General features: G+C 46.6%; 11 protein-coding genes. 1 reads left to right on the top strand and 10 read right to left on the bottom strand.

What is annotated here, in order from left to right:
* Positions 1–153: 153 nt before the first annotated feature.
* The 8 genes from AC6RV6_RS25120 to codA all read right to left on the bottom strand — a co-directional run bounded on the left by AC6RV6_RS25120 (position 154) and on the right by codA (position 13,699).
* Positions 154–2,379: a hypothetical protein gene (locus tag AC6RV6_RS25120; RefSeq protein WP_500243627.1), complete on the bottom strand. Its 2,226-nt coding sequence runs from the start codon at positions 2,377–2,379 to the stop codon at positions 154–156.
* Between the two features lie 49 nt (positions 2,380–2,428).
* The gene (locus AC6RV6_RS25115) at positions 2,429–4,348 is read right to left on the bottom strand and encodes a cyclic nucleotide-binding domain-containing protein (protein WP_500243626.1); all 1,920 of its coding nucleotides are present in this window, start codon (positions 4,346–4,348) and stop codon (positions 2,429–2,431) included.
* Between the two features lie 3 nt (positions 4,349–4,351).
* The gene (locus tag AC6RV6_RS25110; RefSeq protein ID WP_500243625.1) at positions 4,352–6,274 is read right to left on the bottom strand and encodes a cache domain-containing protein; all 1,923 of its coding nucleotides are present in this window, start codon (positions 6,272–6,274) and stop codon (positions 4,352–4,354) included.
* 38 nt (positions 6,275–6,312) lie between these two features.
* Positions 6,313–7,797, bottom strand: a complete 1,485-nt coding sequence (locus AC6RV6_RS25105) for a DUF4159 domain-containing protein (protein WP_500243624.1) — start codon at positions 7,795–7,797, stop codon at positions 6,313–6,315.
* A 531-nt stretch (positions 7,798–8,328) separates the two neighbouring features.
* Positions 8,329–9,486, bottom strand: a complete 1,158-nt coding sequence (locus tag AC6RV6_RS25100; RefSeq protein ID WP_500243623.1) for a phage tail protein — start codon at positions 9,484–9,486, stop codon at positions 8,329–8,331.
* A 36-nt stretch (positions 9,487–9,522) separates the two neighbouring features.
* A complete protein-coding gene (locus AC6RV6_RS25095; RefSeq protein ID WP_500243622.1) occupies positions 9,523–11,712 on the bottom strand; it encodes a putative baseplate assembly protein in 2,190 nt (729 codons plus the stop codon).
* 64 nt (positions 11,713–11,776) lie between these two features.
* Complete coding sequence (locus AC6RV6_RS25090; RefSeq protein WP_500243621.1) at positions 11,777–12,187, bottom strand: GPW/gp25 family protein; 411 nt, start codon at positions 12,185–12,187, stop codon at positions 11,777–11,779.
* A 261-nt stretch (positions 12,188–12,448) separates the two neighbouring features.
* A complete protein-coding gene (codA, locus tag AC6RV6_RS25085) occupies positions 12,449–13,699 on the bottom strand; it encodes a cytosine deaminase (protein WP_500243620.1) in 1,251 nt (416 codons plus the stop codon).
* A 135-nt stretch (positions 13,700–13,834) separates the two neighbouring features.
* Here codA and AC6RV6_RS25080 point away from each other — a divergent pair, with 135 nt between their 5' ends.
* On the top strand, positions 13,835–14,959 hold the full coding sequence (locus tag AC6RV6_RS25080) for a cache domain-containing protein (protein ID WP_500243619.1): 1,125 nt from the start codon (positions 13,835–13,837) through the stop codon (positions 14,957–14,959).
* Here AC6RV6_RS25080 and AC6RV6_RS25075 read toward each other — a convergent pair.
* Together AC6RV6_RS25075 and AC6RV6_RS25070 are read right to left on the bottom strand one after the other, a co-directional pair.
* The gene (locus AC6RV6_RS25075; RefSeq protein WP_500243618.1) at positions 14,956–15,402 is read right to left on the bottom strand and encodes a hypothetical protein; all 447 of its coding nucleotides are present in this window, start codon (positions 15,400–15,402) and stop codon (positions 14,956–14,958) included. The two genes, AC6RV6_RS25080 and AC6RV6_RS25075, sit on opposite strands and share 4 nt — an antisense overlap.
* Before the next feature lie 73 nt (positions 15,403–15,475).
* Positions 15,476–16,837, bottom strand: a complete 1,362-nt coding sequence (locus AC6RV6_RS25070) for an MATE family efflux transporter (protein ID WP_500243617.1) — start codon at positions 16,835–16,837, stop codon at positions 15,476–15,478.
* Between the last annotated feature and the right edge of the window lie 212 nt (positions 16,838–17,049).

Raw genomic sequence — 17,049 nt, 5'->3', positions numbered from 1 at the left:
GACTGGTGACTGGTGACTGGTGACTGGTGACTGGTGACTGATAACTGGTGACTGATAACTGGTGACTGGTGACTGGTGACTGGTGACTGGTGACTGATAACTGGTGACTGATAACTGGTGACTGATAACTGATAACTGATAACTGGTGACTGATTACCGAGGAATCGCATCGCAACTTAACTCGGGCAGGCGTTTGGTGCGACTGACTCGAATTTGGGTATCGTCGCTACCACTGGCGACGTAGAGCCAATCTTTACTCTGTCGGGCATTGACGCTATTGACTTTGGGATAAACCAGTTTGCGATTGAAAAACCAACCTTCTTTCACGGGATAGGAGCGAGCAAGTTCGATGCCATTGGGGTACTGGACTCCCGCCCGAGAGCCATCGGGGGAGAGAGGCCAGAGAACCACTCGACCGTCATCTCCCCCACTGGCTAAATAACAGCCATCTCGACTCAGGGAAACCGATCGCACGGGACGCTCACCGTGACCGTCAGACCAGCGATCGATAATTTGACAACTGCGAGGACTGTACAAACAGGCGTTCAAATCCCAAATAGTTATCTCACCTTGATTGTCGGCAGTGGCAAGGAGACCGGGACGCAGTTCGGCGGTGGCAAGGCTGAAAATATAATCGTCTTTACCTCCGTCTCGATAGGGCAGGACACGAGTTTTATTGGTCCTCATATTCCACAGCACCAATTGATTAAAACGTCCAGCGATCGCGAGAATATTGTCTTCTCGATCGACCAATCCCAAGGCATACACGGCAAAGTCCATCTGTTGTTCCCGCACGGGACGCTTGGGGGGAAGCGTGTCATTTTGCAGGTCGTCGAGGCTATATTCGATATTCCATTGCAAAACTAAGCCACTACCATGAGCGCTAAAGAGATGCCGAGAGTCCCGGGCAAAAGTAAGGTCAAGCACTCGATCGTCTTTGCGATAAACAAACGACTTGAGGAGGTGCATACTTGAAAGGGCATCCCATAATTGAATGTCGCCATTTTCTAAACCGGCCGCGATTTCATTATTGTTAACGGGTTTATAGCGAACGACTCGCACGGCTTTATCGGTTTCTCCGACAATGCCAATCTCTGGGTTGATGAGATTCCAGCCAAAGCCGCTAATATTCCACATCCGCAGGGTGCGATCGTTCGAGCCGCTAATAGCAGAACTGCCATCGCCATTAATCGCAACAGAATTAACAGCAGCGCTATGACCGAACCAAGGATTTTCTGGGTTTAAATAAGAAAATCGCCAAGCTAAATACAGCAATGCGGGTATTCCTAAGACGATCGCCCAGAGAGGAATCATGGGAGCAACGCGGACTTTTAAAAATTGTCGCCCGGGGGTTGTATTGCCCACGCGTCGATCGGAAAGGACGGCTTGAAAATTAAGGGCGATTTGTTTGGCAAATCCCAATAGGGGACGGCGCGATCGCGCCGTCACTTCTACAGATTTACTTTCCCCCGGGCAGAGTTTCAGTTGTTCGGGGTCGATTTGCAGAGAAGCCGTCCGGGGCAATGCTTCTCCCTCCTCGTCCAGTTGCAGAGAAATGGTCTGATTGAGGTTGCTGCGGTTGTCAAAGTCAAGTTGAAACGTGACGGGAGGCGCGTGCCAACCGGGAAGCCATGACCATTTTTGGGGAATTTTAGCGAATTTTTTCTGTCCGTGAAAGGCGATGGTGCCTTGGGGAGAAATTTCGAGTTTAGCCTCAATAAAACTGGGGGGGGCTTTCCCTCGGCTGGCTTGGATTTTAAAGGGATAGACTCGGGCGATGGCTTCGCTGGTTTGGGGCAACTGACAAGAAAAGAAAGTTTCGGCCTCTTTCCCTGCCCTCACTGTCAAATGTTTTTCGACTCCGAGATCCAACCATTTGGGGTTTAATCCTTGCAAATTCAGGGTCGCATTGGCAGGGAGTTGGCTGGGGTTAAAGATTTCTACGGGAATGTCAATTTGTTCCCCGGGTTTGGCGAGAAATTCTTGGACGGGCATTTCTAGAACGAGGGGAACTTCGCGATCGCTCTGCTCTACTTGCAACCGCAAAATTTCCCGGTCTTCGTCGGGTAGATCGAGAGAAAAAATCCGCACCGTCAAATTCATCAAACCCACAAAACCCGGAATGGGGGTATCGATCACCGTCACTTGAAATTTGGTCGAATCCCCGGGGGGTTTTTTCGTGCTGACTTCTGGACTGATAGCGTACCAATTGCGGCGATCGCCAACGGTATCAACACCGGCTGCCGTCACTTCAATTTGAAAGCCGGCAAAGCGATCGCTCTGATTGATCGCCGTAATTTCAAAGCTGGCGGGTTTATCTCCCGGTTTAAACACCAGTTCTTTGGGAAAAATATAAGTTTCTACACTTTTTTCTTTCATGTTTTCTAAAGGAAAGGGACGCAAAAATCGGGAGGAAAAAATCGGGGATTTAGTTGGGAACGATGGAGTGTAAAATTCTTTTTCGTATCCAGTTTAAGGGATTTTGGTTAAAACTTTCTTCATCGTCTAAGATTCCGGCTGCTTTGAGTAATTGTTTGCGTTCTTCTAACTCTTCTTGATGTTCGCATAGTTTTTGAGCAATTTCTCGAGCGATATTGGGATAACTTTGTAGAAAAGTTTGAAATTCTTGTCTATCTAATACGAATAAAGATGTTTTTTCTAATGTCTTGACACTTGCCGTGCGAGGAACGCCGAGGAGTAAAGACAGTTCGCCAAAAAATTCGCCCGCCGATAAATTAGTGAGAAATCGATCGAGTTGTTCGACATAAACTTTAACGGAACCTTGGAGAATTAAATAAAAAGATTCCCCGGGTTCTTCTTCGCGAAAGAGAATTTCATTGGACTCTAAGATTTGCTTCCGCCCGAGGGTAACCAACTGCTGTAATCTTTCCTCGGAAAAGGTTGCAAAATACTTGACCTGTTGTAATTGCTCTGACAAACTTTTGTAACCATTGCTCTCTTCGGAAAGGTTCGAGATATCTCGCATTTGACGGCATCTCTCGAGGAGATCGCGAATGCTATTCAGATCGTAGCGGCGGCGATCGCTACTCTTGCGTTGGGCGCGGGCGACTTGACTCTCTAATTCCGACATTTGTTGCTTGAGACTGGCTTTACTGGCACTAATTACGGTTCCCATTCTTTCAAAGACCCGGGCCAATTCCCCGACTTCATCTTGCCGCTTGGTAACTTGGGTTAGGGTTGCCGGCTCGAAGCGATCTTCTTCAATCGCTTTGGCAGCCCAGTTTAAAGACTGAATGGGATTGATAATCCATCTTGCCGCCCATAAACCCCCAACTGTTGCGAGAATGGCAATGATACCCCCGACAATCAAGGTCGAAAACACGCTTGCCAAAATAACGGGGGCAAAGTCCGTTTCGGGAATAGCGACGATAATAAGCCAATCAATCCCTCGTCCATCTCGCACGGGCATCACGCCTACATATTGGCGAGAGTTATTGGCGAATAAGGTTAGATAAGTTTCTTCATTCAGGGAGAATTTTTCATGTTCGGCTCTCTTGAAAAGCTCGTGGGAGACTTCTTGTAGTAAAGGATGAGGACTGTCACGAACGTTTAATCGCTCTTGGCGATCGCCTGTGACAGTAAAGGGCGATTCTCCTAAAGAATTGCCCACTACAAGGCCATTACTTTCGATAATAAAGGCTTCGCCGCGTGGAGAAATATACAGATTTTCTAAGAATTCGTTGATATCGCTGAGAATGACATCAATAATGAATATACCTTGCAAGCTCTGGTCGTCGTTGTAAATTGGAGCGGCAGCACTCATACCCAAAACCCCTGTTCCGGCAAAGGGATAAATCTCACTCCATACGGCTTTTCCGGCTTCTCTCGCGCTTTGATACCACGGGCGCACTCGAGGATCGAAGGGTGTTGCTTTGGTAAAGCGATCCGGCTGTCCGGGTTGCGTTTTATGTAAATGGACATTGGAACCCGTAGATTCATCCCGCAGCCAGAAAGTTAAGTCTTTATTGTTGGTTTCGTCTAAACTCATGCCGATATAGTGGCCTTGCTCGTTGCCGTAGGAAAAACCGCGAGCCTTGTCTGGAACGGTTTGGCGAAATAATGTTTTCAGGGTGTCAAAATCGCTAAGATCTAAATCCGTACTTTGAATATGAACTTCGTTAAACGCTAACAGTTCGTGAGGATCGCTTAAAAATTCTTGTAAATAGGCTTCAATCGCTCGCGTACCTTGCAAATTAATTTTTTGAGCGAGATCGTCAACGGCTTTGAGTCCGTTGTAATAACCGAGATATCCCGTCACGGCAATGGACGCGAGAATGGGGCTGACAATGAGCAACGGGATGGTTCTGTTAATCGATAAAAATGGCATGATTTAAATCTTCTCCCTTGATAAATCAAAGAGTGACAGGAGGCGATCGCGAACCCATTCACTGAGATTGGTGTCTGGATCTCGATTTTCACTGGCGTTTTCCGAGACGAGCAGGGCTTGCAGCGAGAGAAGTTTCTCGCGATCGCGAGTAAGTTGTACGACAATTTTATCGATCGCCCCGGGATATTGTTCGAGAAATTTTTTCAAGGCTTGGCGATCGATCGCAAAAAGTTGGCTGGGAACTAGAGTTCGCAGGATTGAGACGGGTGGTGCATCCAAGAGTAAAGATTCTTGGCCGAAAATATCCCCCGATGAGAGGATCGAGCGCTCTCGATCGCCATTGGTGAGACAGATTTCAACACGCCCGGACAGTAGGAGGTATAAGGTCTGGGTCTGAAGAATTTCTCGGCCTGCGGAGAAGCTTTGCTGCTGGCCGAAGGAGATTAATGCTTGAATTTCTTCGGCAGAAAAATCGGCAAATGCGGGAACTCGGGGGAGGAAGGTGTCGAGGGGTAAGGGGTTTGCCTCTGTTAGGGGTGTAGATTGACTGCGAGTTTGACGCGATCGCTCGAGCAACCCTTGAATCGTGCTAGTGTCGTAGCGCTTCCCTCGGGCAGTTTGGCGCTTGGCGGCGGCTACTTTCCCTTTGAGGTCTTGCATTTGTTCTTTTAAATTAGTTTGATTGGCACTAATCGCAATCCCCATATTCTGAAAAATTCGAGCCAACTCTCCCACTTCATCGGAACGGGAAACAATGCGGTTTAAGGTCATCGGCTCAAAGCGATCGGCTTCAATGGCTCGGGCGGCGGCATTTAACGAGTTAATGGGTTTGACAATCCAACGAGCCGCGAGGAGTCCTCCAATGCTTCCCAGAATGGCGATCGCGATACCAATACAAACGGTGGAATGGGTGGTGGCGTTAATCAGGTCTTGAAAGTCGAGTTCGGGAATGGAAACCACTAACAGCCAGTCAATGCCGCGCTTGTCCTCGAGGGGAGTTACGCCGATATAATAGATCTTGCCGTGAATGGTGGCCGCAAATTGTTCTTCAGTGGCAATTTTGCCTAAATCGTTATCAAATTTTTCGAGAATGGCGATCGCGAGTTCTTTGAGTCGGACATCCTCACTCTCAAAAATATTAACGCGCTCGACTTTTTCTGCGATTTCTGTTTGCGTGGGCTGGTCGGTGGAGGAGGCAACGAGGGCACCATCTCGCTCCATAATGAAGGACACCCCCCTCGGACTGAGTTTTAATTTCCGGAGAAACGCTCCAATCTCTGATAAATACAAGTCAATGGCAAACACTCCGAGCAGTTCATTGTTCTTGTTATAAAGAGGTTTGGCCGCCGTAATGCCTAAATTAGGGGGATTGGCAAAGGTATACACCGGACTCCAAACCGTCTCCCGATTTTGCTTGGCGATGGCAATCTGATACCAAGGGCGCGATCGAGGATCGTAATCAGTGGTTTGCAGGAGTTTGCCGATCTGTCCCGTGGTATCCAGTTCGTAAATTTCGCGATCGGGGGCGTTAGACTCATCGCGAATTCTCAGGGTGAAGTCTCCCTCGGGAGGGGCGGTGACACTGAGAAAATAGCCTTCTGTCGTACCGTAATAAAAATTGCGAACGGTATCGACTTGATGGGTAATATCCCAAAAAATATCTTGTAATTTCCCGAAGTTTTCTAAGGTTTCAACATGATTTTGTAAATTGGCGACATTGACTTGCAGTTGAATTTGCGGTTTTTGCAAGAATTTGGTTGCGTGTTCTTCGATGGTTTGAGTCGCTTCGGAGTTCACTTCCATTGCCAGTTGTTCGACGGCTTTGCGACCATTTTGATAGGAAACCCATCCTGTTATGGCCACAGAGGCCAAAATCGGGGTGACGATAAGTAACGGAATTGTGGTTTTGATAGAGAGCGATCGCATAAACCTATCAACCTTGCATGCTAAATGACAGTGAACGCTTAAGATTTTTTGCTGAGATCGAAGGGATGGGCAATGGGTTTGGGCATGGTTTCTAAATTATCCACTCCTGTTTCGGTGGGGAAGGGAGAGGTTTGCCATTGGATGAGTTGTTTTCTACGCCAAGCATAATAGAGTATATTAATACCCAATTCTTGCGCCGAGCGTAGGGTTTCTCGAAATAAGACGGTGTTGGGGGTTGGTTTCCATGCCGAGGAGAGATTGCCAATGGAGAGGATGACTCCGCCTCCGACGGCAAGATACGTTAACTTTCCTTGAATAATCGGTAGGGCAGAAAAAGAAAAGGGTTGGGTTTGTAGGGGATGATCCAAGCCGATTAAGGATTGCAAGTGACCTTGGGAATATTGTGCCAAGAGTTCTAAAGTGGGGAACACTCGGGAAACTTTTGCAGATAGGTCTTGTTGCAAGGCATTGAGTTCGGCGATCAGTTCTGCTTGAGACCCGGCCAAGTCTTGATCTCGCTCGGTTTCCGCGATCGCGCCATACAGTTCTCGCTGAATTTTCAACACTTCGATCAGATCGGTGGGTTCTCCCACCACATCGGCGAAAATTGTTCCTCCAGAGCGCAGGTAATCCCGTAAGGCAAATTCTTCGGTTTCGGCGAGGCTGGGATCGCTTCGCAGGGGAAAATAAAGCAGATGATATCGTTCTAGCTCGGGGGTTGTCTCCCCCGAGGGGTCTGCTGTCGAAGAACTGGCTGTTTGCGATGGGTTCAAACGCTTCCATTCCAAGCTATTTGCCCCTTCTAGTCCCGGGCTGAGTCCGGCTGCAGCTTCTAAGAGGGCGCTCAATTGAGCGAGTTTTTCTTCCGCTTCTGGGGCGGTGTTAGCGTGTTCGATCCCTGCAATTTCTAGAGGGATTTGGGGACGCGATCGCGCGGTCTGGCGGTGTAAAAAATTGGGCTGGCAATGTTGAGGTTGAAAGACATTGACTGCTGGCGTTAATTCGACGGGTAAAATAACCCCATTGCTGCCCGTATTCCCGGGTAAAACCAAGCGACACAATTCTACATCGGCTTCTGAAGGAGGCTCGGTCTTCTCATCAATGCGAAAGGTTTCTTCTACCAACTCTCCTGACTGTTTGCGGTTGAGGTTATCGGGATCGACGTAGCGAATGACTAAATAAACTGTTAGCGATCGCCCGGAGCGATTTTCCGAGGCCAAGCGAAACTCAATGGGATGGCAAACAATAATCGGATTGCCAAAAATATCGATGGCGACCCCGGGTTGGATTTGCAACCAACGGCGATCGCGATATTGCGCCCGCACATCTTCGGGGGCTTCGATGGGGCTGACTCCCAAGCCTTCAACAATGCCCAGTTGATTGAGAGATTGATAGTGTATATTCTGGCGCAAGCGGTGATATTGATGCGCCAAGCGCCATCGCTTGGCATTCATTAATAAACCATCGGATACTTGCAGCCGTTTTAACGGTTGGCGAGACGGGGGAGACCAATACTGTGTCATCGGTAATTCAAGTAAACGGTCAACAGTTAACAATTAACAGTTAACGAACAGTCAACAGTCAACGAGAAAAAAATTAATTTTGCCGCGCAACTGAAGGATGATGGGAGCAACAAAATCTTACCATTGAAATCATCCTGTCAAGATTCCTTCAGCGCGTTTTCTCGTTTTGGGATTGGGAGCAACAAATAACTGGAAAAACAAGGGATTTTCGGCTCATATTTTCCGAGGAAAATGAGCTTGGTTTAACCCTTGCATGACCTAGCCTGAGAGTTTAGTGCAAAATAACTAAATTTTCAGTCCAATATATTTCTCTGATTCTACCTTGTCTTTTCCGCGATCGAGACTCAATTAAGGGATGTAAAGATTAAGGCAAGATTGACACATTTTTGATCGAGTACTGTTAAGCTAAAAAACTATCGAGTTAAGCAAAGAACTCTCGGTTCACTTATTGTACTTTAGGATAGCGATCGCTCAACAAGGCCAAACCATAAACTTTGATGATTGACAATTGATTTTTGGGGTTGAAAGCAGCTACTCGCTTTGGGTTAAGGTCGTCATCACTTTTTCTTCTTCTTCTTCTAAAAATAATTCGTAAGTGCAAAAAGCAGGTTTTTCTTGTTCGATTATCTTGCGAATCAAGTTTTCATCCAGGGGGCGATCGCGTTGGTAGCGCAGGCGAACGATAAAATGAAAGGGCTGACCGCCTCCCATAATGGTATTTTGTCCCATATCGGCTTCGCCAACGACAAACCCCCGTCCCCCGAGTTCTTGAATGCTAATATGTTTGTCTTCTTCCTCAAGATGGTCGTCGAGAGGCAAATCGGTAAAAAGATGCAAATAATGGCGCAACCCCCGCCGAGTTCCTCGCCAACGGTAAATATCGATCGCTTCAGCAATTAAAGCCCGTTGTTTTTTTAGGCTCAAAGCAGGACTCATTTGCCATCCCACCCAATGAGAGAGAAAGGGGAGCATGGTTTCGGGAGCCGTGCGAGGATTCAAGTAAGCCCAAAGGGTAGAGGCGATATGAAAATCCGGCTCGAAGGCTTCTTCAAAAATTTTCAGCAAGCGACCGACAAAATCAACGTCTCGGTAAAGATCCGGCAGAAATTTTAAGTAGAGACTGCGGGGACGGACGTAGAGTTGAAAGGGGGCAAATTGTTGATAAATTTTGCCGAGCCTTGTATTTTCACCAGTGTTGGTCTCGATCGCTGTCGAGGAAAGTTGTTGAGCGGAATCCTCGGACTCGGGGACAATTTGATTGTAGGCGATCTGAATTTGACCGCGATAATCCAAGGTGAGAGGCTGACGAATTTTTTTGGGGGCAATGTCTTCAAAAAACTGGCGATCGAGTTGGAAATAAAGTACGATTTCCATCTTTGCCCCCGGGGGCAATTCGTTTCCTTCGCCACCAACGCGATACCAATTGCTAGGAAAATTCCCTTCAATTTCCAAATTTAATGCCAAAGAATGGCGGCTGATATTTTCTAACTGGATGAGGAGTTCGCAGGGTTCTCCCGGATAAAGGACCAATTGACAAATTCTGCTGCCGGCGGTTGTCATGGTTGCGCCAAACACACTGCCCCGCCCCGAATCGTTCCAAGGCGTATCGATCGGCTGACAGGCACTTTCTGGAAGTTGCAAGGGAGTCAGTTGCAATCGCAGGGGTTGGGTTTCGCTGGCTTGAGTCATTTCAATTACCAATTATCAATTATCAATTATCAATGCTTATTGCAGTAGGTTAATGACGTGGCTGGAACGAATTTGATTGTCGTGCCAAGAACAGATCAGTCCGAGGGGGCCCGGAGCGATCGCAGGTTCTCGCGGTAAAAATCGCCGCCATTGGTTGTCTTGGTAGCGAAATTCAAACAGTTGAATCGTGCCTAAATAGCGCACGCCGCGAATGGCTTGAAAGAGGGTGACAATATCGGAGGAATAGACGGGACGACCAAAGGGCCAGCCATTCCCTTCGGGTCCGCCCGTGAGAGGGTTGAGAAAGCGATAGAGGGAAACTTGTAGTTTGTGAAGAATATCCTGCTGTGCCCCGGGATTGTTATATTCCGGTTCGAGGGCGATTTCTGTTTGCACGGATACTCCCACGTATTCCGGTTCGCGACATTGGATTTCGACCCCTAGCAGCCGCCGTTCGTCGAGATAGTCCATGACTTGCTGCATGAGGGTGGGGGAAAGAGATAAGGCTTGGGGAGAAATGCCCTGGCCGCGCTCGATCGCTTGGGAACCCAGTTGCGGGACTAAAACCAATTCGACAATACCCGCCGATTCTTTCTCGGTGCCTGGCAAACAGCGCGCTCGGGCGACGGCACCTCGTCCCGCTTGAATGGCGAGGGTTTCAAAGTCTTCGGCCGTGACGGCGCGATCGCGAGTTCGCAACATTTTTGGCACCCGCATGACGGCAGAGTCGAGGGATTCCGCGTCGGCTCCATCTCGGGCGGGGCTATAGTTGGTCAGTCGCGCTACATAGGGAACGGCGGATTTTAAAATGCGAATGGTACCGGCTTGGACATTCCCCCGCAAACCCCCTCCCGTGCGGTAGGAGACCATCATAATCGAAGCGCCTCGGGAGGGAATGGCACCGTATTGTGTTTCCCGTCCTTCTGGTTCTTCTTCTTCTCCTTCAGGTCGCCCGCGTTCCGTGCGCCAATCAGTTAATGCTCGGGTGCGATCGCGCAGTTGATTGGGTTCGCGAATGAGGGGGCCGAATTGAATTTCTCCGGTGAGGGAATCGAGAGTATAGTGAGAATCCCCCGCACCGGATTCGGAAAAATCGGCCACTTCTTGCCATCGTTGGGGGATGCCTCCCACGGGGGTAATGAGTAAGTATTCTTCCTCTTGACGGGGCAGAATGGGGGTGCTTTGCAGTTGGAAAATTTGTCCCGGGGTGCCGTCGCTGTCCCCGAGGATTTCGTTATTAATGCGAGTGGACTGGGTGGCATCTACGGTACCGCCGAGGGAACGCACGCTCAACCCAACGATGCGCGGAGATTGCAAGTATTCGGGGCGCTCGTCTGCGGGTTGTTCGCAAATACAGCGCAACCAGCGACCGCGATAAGTACTAAAGGTTTCTACGACCCAATTTTGCGGACAGTGGAGGATGACATCGGCACCGCGCAGGGGGTTGCCGCCGTTGCGGGTCATTTCGCTAAAGCTAAAGCCTTGAGTGCGATCGTCGCTTTCTTGTAAGAGTACGGGATGCCAAGTTTGTCCGTTCCAGGCTTCCCAACGACGAGGAGGGCGTTCGGGATCGATCCCGGTGGAGGTTGCTGCTTCTCCTTTAAAGGTCACGGCGATGACATTGCCGGAGATGGGGGGATCGGGATCGAAGACGAGGTAAAAACAGTTGCCCTCTTGGGGGCGTTCGTCAAAGAAAGAGAGTTCGAGTCCTTCCCATTCTCCATCGGGGCGCAATGACCAAGTACCGCTAAAGCGATCGCGTAAAATGCGAGGGCGTTCTTCGAGGGTTGAGGAAGAAAGAAAATGACGGATACTGGGCAGGCCAATGGCGAGAGGGCGATTGGTGGTGAAAACGATGGCTTCTTCGGTATCGGTTCGTTCGGTGGCGACTTCAACTCCCGCAGCAATGGTATAAGTTTCGGGCAGAGAAGCGCTGAGATACATGGTAACGCTCGTTTGGGCGGGTTTGGGGGGATTGAGGCGAATCCCCAGCATTTCTAGAAAGGTGATATAGTTGCGTCTCGGGACTTGATTGAACCGATAGAGCATTTGGTCGGTGAGCCATGCAAAGAGTTCCACGAGGGTAATCCCGGGATCGCTGGCGTTATAGTTTGTCCATTCGGGACAGTAGCGGGGAATTCGCAGCAAGCACTCTTGGATGAGATCTTCGTAGGCGCGATCGTCGAGGTTGGCTTTGGGGAGTTTAGGTAAAAAGTTTAAGTCCATTTTTATGATTAGGTTATTCGCTAGTTAACTGGTGACTGGTGACTGGTGACTGAATAACTGCTTGCTATTCGGGCAAAAGATAGAACGGATAAACAATACTGCCTCGAGAGTGACCTTCTTTTAAATGGTATTGAATAGTGATATCAATGCGACCTTGCACGGGGTCGGGTTCGGTATAAATATTATCGATTTCGATGCGGGGTTCCCAGAGGGTTAAGGCTTCTTCAACATAGAGACGGGTTAAAAGCAAGGTTTTCGTATTCATCGGCGCAAAGACTAATTCTGACAGCCGACAGCCGAATTTAGGACGATAGACGCGCTCGCCGTGTTTGGTGCTGAGGATAATATGAATGGATTCCTCAACGTTGCGATCGCTGGCACTGAGTTGCAAGCTCCCTTGAACGTTACGCCGTAAGGGAAAGGAGAGACTCGCTCCCAGAAAGTCTTTATTTGTACCTTGCTCTGCTTCTGCCATGATGCCCACACCATTCCGAGTTTAATCGTTACTGTAGCGAAGGTTGCTACGGGATGACAATTCTACGAAAGTCGAGTTTTTGGCGATCGCGCCTTGAAGTTTGCGATCGCTGAATTTCAAAAGGCGATCGGATGAAAAAAATATATCCTATGGACTGGTCGATCGCGATCGCATATCTACCAAATTGAGTTCAATCAACAATTATGCAAATTCGCGATCGCAATGCCCGATTCTCTCATTGTTAACGCTATTAACGCTTAACTATCCCAACCATTGCAATTCAGAGACAGAGTTACTCGCCAAAATACGCCCGCGACTGATAACATGGCGTGCTGTAGCGCGACGGCGCAAGGTATCGTAAGGATCCTTCGCATCTAAAACAATTAAATTAGCGGGTTTGCCTTCTGCAATGCCATATTCCGACTCGATATTTAAAGTTTTGGCACCATAATTCGTAATCATTTCGTAACAAGCATCCATCTCATCTCTGCCCATCATTTGACAGATATGAATTGCCATATAGGCCGCATCTAACATATTACCAATGCCAAAATTATACCACGGATCGCAAACGCAATCGTTGCCCAAACTAACATTTAATCCGTTTTGCCAAAGCTCTTTCACTCGCGTGACCCCACGCCGTTTGGGATAAGTATCGGTTCTACCTTGTAAAGTAATATTAATGAGAGGGTTAGCGATAAAATTGATTTGAGCGCGTTGTAAAAAGCCCATGAGTTTATAAGCATAAGCATTATTATAAGAACCAAAGGCCGTGGTATGACTGGCGGTGACTCTCTCTTTCATGCCCGTGCGAATGGCACAAGCGGCAATGGTTTCTAAAAAGCGAGCTTGTTCGTCATCAATTTCATCGCAGTGAATATCAATGAGACGAGTATATTTTTCTGCCAGTTCAAAAATACGATGTACGGATTTTATGCCATCTTCTCGAGTTAATTCGTAGTGAGGAATTCCCCCCACAACATCGGCACCCAATTTGAGCGCTTCTTCGATTAAATCTTCATTATTCGCATGGCTGTAAATACCATCTTGAGGAAAGGCGACAACTTGCACGGTTATCCAATCTTTAACTATTTCTCTGACTTCTAAAAGCGCCTTTAAAGCAATTAAATTCTGTTCGCTGACATCAGCATGGGTTCTCACAAATAGAGTTCCTTGAGATGCTTGTAGCTTTAAAGTTTCGATCGCTCTTTTTTTAGCATCTTCTCGGGTTAAAGATTTTTTGCGTTCTCCCCATATTTGAATGCCTTCAAATAATGTGCCGCTTTCATTCCAGCGCGGTTCTCCGGCTGTTAATGCGGAGTCGAGATGAATGTGAGACTCGACAAAAGGAGGAGAAACAAACTTGCCCGCGATATCAATTTCTTGCGTCCCCGATCGCGCCAAATTGGGGGCAATTGCACGGATATATCCTGCTTCAATACCAATATCAACTTCTTGTTGTAGATTTTCTGAAACTTTGGCGCGACGCAAGACTAATTCGTAATCTGACATAATTGATGACCATTACAATTATTTCTAGAATAGTGGAAAAAGCACGATCTTGTCTACTAATATCTATTTTTATCAGAGGATAAATTCATGTTAAAATTAATTCTCTAAATGCCTTAAGATTTTCACATCAAAACGATGGATTCTCCCGAACCCCAAAAATCTCCGTTACGGTTAGCGATCGCAATTCCGACAGTATTGCCCATGACAATATTGCCAATTTTGGTTGTCATTGGGGTGATGGGATATTGGTCTTGGCAAAAGGGACGAAATGCCGTTACGGACTTCGCCGATCGGCTCGGCCAACAAATTAATGCACGGATTGAAACCCACGTACAAAACTATTTGACTACTTCTGAATTATTCTTAAAAATTAATGCCATTTCTGTCCGACAGGAGCAATTAGCCTTAGATGATTTTCAGCCCTTACAGCGTTATTTTTGGGAGCAAACCAAGTTAAATGAGACGGTTACGACTTTGTACTATGGGAGTGAAACTGGCGATTTTCTGCAAATCGAACAAGGGGATCCGGCGACTATTACCGTTCGCACTCAAAAAACTGCTCCTTTTTGGGAGATTTATCGCCTTGATGTCAAAGGAGAGCGTCAGGAACGGCTGCAAACAAAAGAATACGATCCTCGAAATCGTCCTTGGTATCTCGATGCTAAAGCCTCGGGAGAGTTAATCTGGTCGCCGATTTATATCTTTGCACAACCTCCTATTTTAGGGATTTCCCCGGCGATTCCCATTTATGGCACGACAGGAGAATTACAAGGAGTCATGGCGATCGATCTCACTTTATCGCAACTCGGCGAGTTTTTACAGGGTTTGGAGATTGGAACAGCAGGAGAGGCTTTTATTATCGAGCGATCCGGTGAGATTGTGGCCAGCTCGATCGGTAAACCTCCTTTAAAAGAAACTCCGGAAGGTTGGGAGAGATTGTCTGCGAGTGCCAGTGGAGAACCTATGATCCAAGCGGCAGTAAACTATTGGCAAAAAGCTGAGAATCTAGCAACATTAGAACGCGATCGCGGCACGATCGTCGATGCTGAAGGAAATCGTTATTTTGTGCAAATTAAAGCCTTTGAAAACGATCGCGGCATTGATTGGCTGCTGGGGGTTATTCTTCCCGAAAGCGATTTTAGCGCTCAAATTGCAGCTAATACTCGTATGACCCTATTGGTTTGTCTCTTTGCCTTTATTTTAGCCACGATCCTAGCCATGATTTCAGGCGCGATCGCATCTCGTTTCTTTAAAAATTAATTATCTTTTTCTCTATTTTTTTCTGCTTTCTTCTCTTCACTTTCATCAGTTTTACTTTCATCGGTTTTACCCTCTACAAAATACCGCAATTGCGATAAAGCATAAGTATTTCCCAAACTCAAAGGCAACAAAGAAATACCTTCTAATTTCGACTGAACCCAGCCTTCTCCCCAATACCATTCGTGATAGCCATCAATGCCTTGGCTTAATAATAAACGGACGCATTCTGAAGTCACGACATCAACCTGATGTTCGATCGCAATTAATCCTGTTTTTGCTGTAAACGTCATTCCCGAAGTGAGTTCCTCCGGCAATTTCTCTTCAAATTGCTGAGGAAACAACCACTGGCGAAAATTCTCCGGACGTAACAAACTTTCCCCAATCGTTTTTGCCGATGCTTCTAGCTCAATTCGCAAACAACTTTGCTGAAAATTTCCAAACATGATTTGAGTAATAGGGACAATGGCTTCAATACGATAGTTTTTAGTATAACAGAGACAAAACAATGATATCTATTTAATTGAGAACGGTTTCATTATTGGGAGAGCTAATTGTTGCAGGGACACGAGAAGCCATTATTATCATTCTACCGCCTAAAACCCCACACATTACTAACCAGAGAATGAGAGGATTGTGAAGTTGCCAAACCATTAAAGCGATCGCCAGACTCAATATCCCTCCTCCAATGGCAGCATTGCGAATCACTGCACCTTCTGTCAATCCCAAGAAATACCCATCTAACATTGTTGCTAAAGCACAAAATACCAACACGGGGATCAACCAGAAACGGTAATTTTTTAGTTCGCTCAAAATCTCAAAATGATTCGTCATCAGACCAAATAAAGCGTCGGGAAAGACAATAAACAGGAAAGCGATCGCGAGTCCAATTGCCAAACTACTTTCTACAGATAGCCTGAGAATCGGAAGAAAACGATTTTTAAGCCCTTGTCCGCAAAAATACCCGACCAAAGTTTCGGTTGCAAAGGCAGAACCTTCACAAAAATAATAAGTAATGAGTAAAACCTGAAGAATTAAAGTATTAATAGCCAGAATCGTTGAGCCAAAGGAAGAACTCAGATCGATAAACAGGGCAATAATTAACGTTGCAATGACTGTTCTCAACCAAATATCAATATTAAACTTGAAAACAAACATCATGGCTTTAACTTCAAAGATGCGTCCCAACTTGGCAGCCGTAAAAAGTTTAGACAACAAGTTTTTTTCCAAAACAACAAAAATCAATCCGATCGCTAACATCAAATATTCACTGATTGTTGTTGCCATTCCAGCGCCAGCACTTGCCAAGTTCCAATGCACAATTGTTAAATAATCCAAGATAATATTTGCCCCACTCCCTACGATTGATAAAACTAATACTTTCCCACTTTGTTCTCGTCCCAGAAACCAGCCGATGAGAGCAAAATTAATCAAAACAGCAGGCGCACCCCATATTCTAGTATTGAAATAATCAATTCCAGCCGCTTTGACTTCCGGATCGCCAGCGAGTAAGGAAAAAGCAACTGTTCGTAATGGATTCTGTAGGAGTAGGATTAGCAATCCTAAAATTAGGGCAATAAATCCACTACGTAACAAGATTAAAAGAACTTCTTCAAAATTAGCACTTCCTTCCGCTCGAGCGGTTGGTCCGGTTGTTCCCATCCGCAGAAATACACAATTACGATAGACTAACAAAAAAATCATGGTTGACAGACCAACACCCGCTAAATAGCGAATGTCCGGTAGATGCCCTAAAAATACAGTATCGATAAACCCCACAAGAGGGACCATGATATTAGAAAAAACATTAATAATCGTGAGTCGCAAAAAACGAGAGCGCAGACTTTGTGTGGAGTTATCTTCAATTGTATTGATTGACATTAGTTTAAAAAATGTAATGGGTATATAGGGAGCAGGTCAAACGAGAAAAGTTTTTGTAACTTGTCGAGATAGAGAGTATAGTTGAGCTTGGATTGATAGCATTGCGAGCGTAATTTAATGTATGGAATGCAAATATTTTGTCAAAATTGACTGGTTTTCAGCACGTATTCCGTGCGGTTGATTTTAACATACAAAACCAAGATATCAAGTTT

The organism is Spirulina sp. LEGE 11439, assembly GCF_059821285.1.
The sequence above is the reverse complement of the archived record's forward strand: the minus strand, read 5'-3'. Positions and strand labels throughout refer to the sequence as shown.

Bases quoted from the DNA above. Each gene is read 5' to 3' on its own strand.
- AC6RV6_RS25110 (WP_500243625.1), bottom strand. From the start codon at position 6,274: ATGCGATCGCTCTCTATCAAAACCACAATTCCGTTACTTATCGTCACC.
- AC6RV6_RS25095 (WP_500243622.1), bottom strand. From the start codon at position 11,712: ATGGACTTAAACTTTTTACCTAAACTCCCCAAAGCCAACCTCGACGAT.
- AC6RV6_RS25075 (WP_500243618.1), bottom strand. From the start codon at position 15,402: ATGTTTGGAAATTTTCAGCAAAGTTGTTTGCGAATTGAGCTAGAAGCA.
- AC6RV6_RS25090 (WP_500243621.1), bottom strand. From the start codon at position 12,187: ATGGCAGAAGCAGAGCAAGGTACAAATAAAGACTTTCTGGGAGCGAGT.
- AC6RV6_RS25105 (WP_500243624.1), bottom strand. From the start codon at position 7,797: ATGACACAGTATTGGTCTCCCCCGTCTCGCCAACCGTTAAAACGGCTG.
- AC6RV6_RS25120 (WP_500243627.1), bottom strand. From the start codon at position 2,379: ATGAAAGAAAAAAGTGTAGAAACTTATATTTTTCCCAAAGAACTGGTG.
- AC6RV6_RS25100 (WP_500243623.1), bottom strand. From the start codon at position 9,486: ATGACTCAAGCCAGCGAAACCCAACCCCTGCGATTGCAACTGACTCCC.
- AC6RV6_RS25115 (WP_500243626.1), bottom strand. From the start codon at position 4,348: ATGCCATTTTTATCGATTAACAGAACCATCCCGTTGCTCATTGTCAGC.
- AC6RV6_RS25080 (WP_500243619.1), top strand. From the start codon at position 13,835: ATGGATTCTCCCGAACCCCAAAAATCTCCGTTACGGTTAGCGATCGCA.
- AC6RV6_RS25070 (WP_500243617.1), bottom strand. From the start codon at position 16,837: ATGTCAATCAATACAATTGAAGATAACTCCACACAAAGTCTGCGCTCT.
- codA (WP_500243620.1), bottom strand. From the start codon at position 13,699: ATGTCAGATTACGAATTAGTCTTGCGTCGCGCCAAAGTTTCAGAAAAT.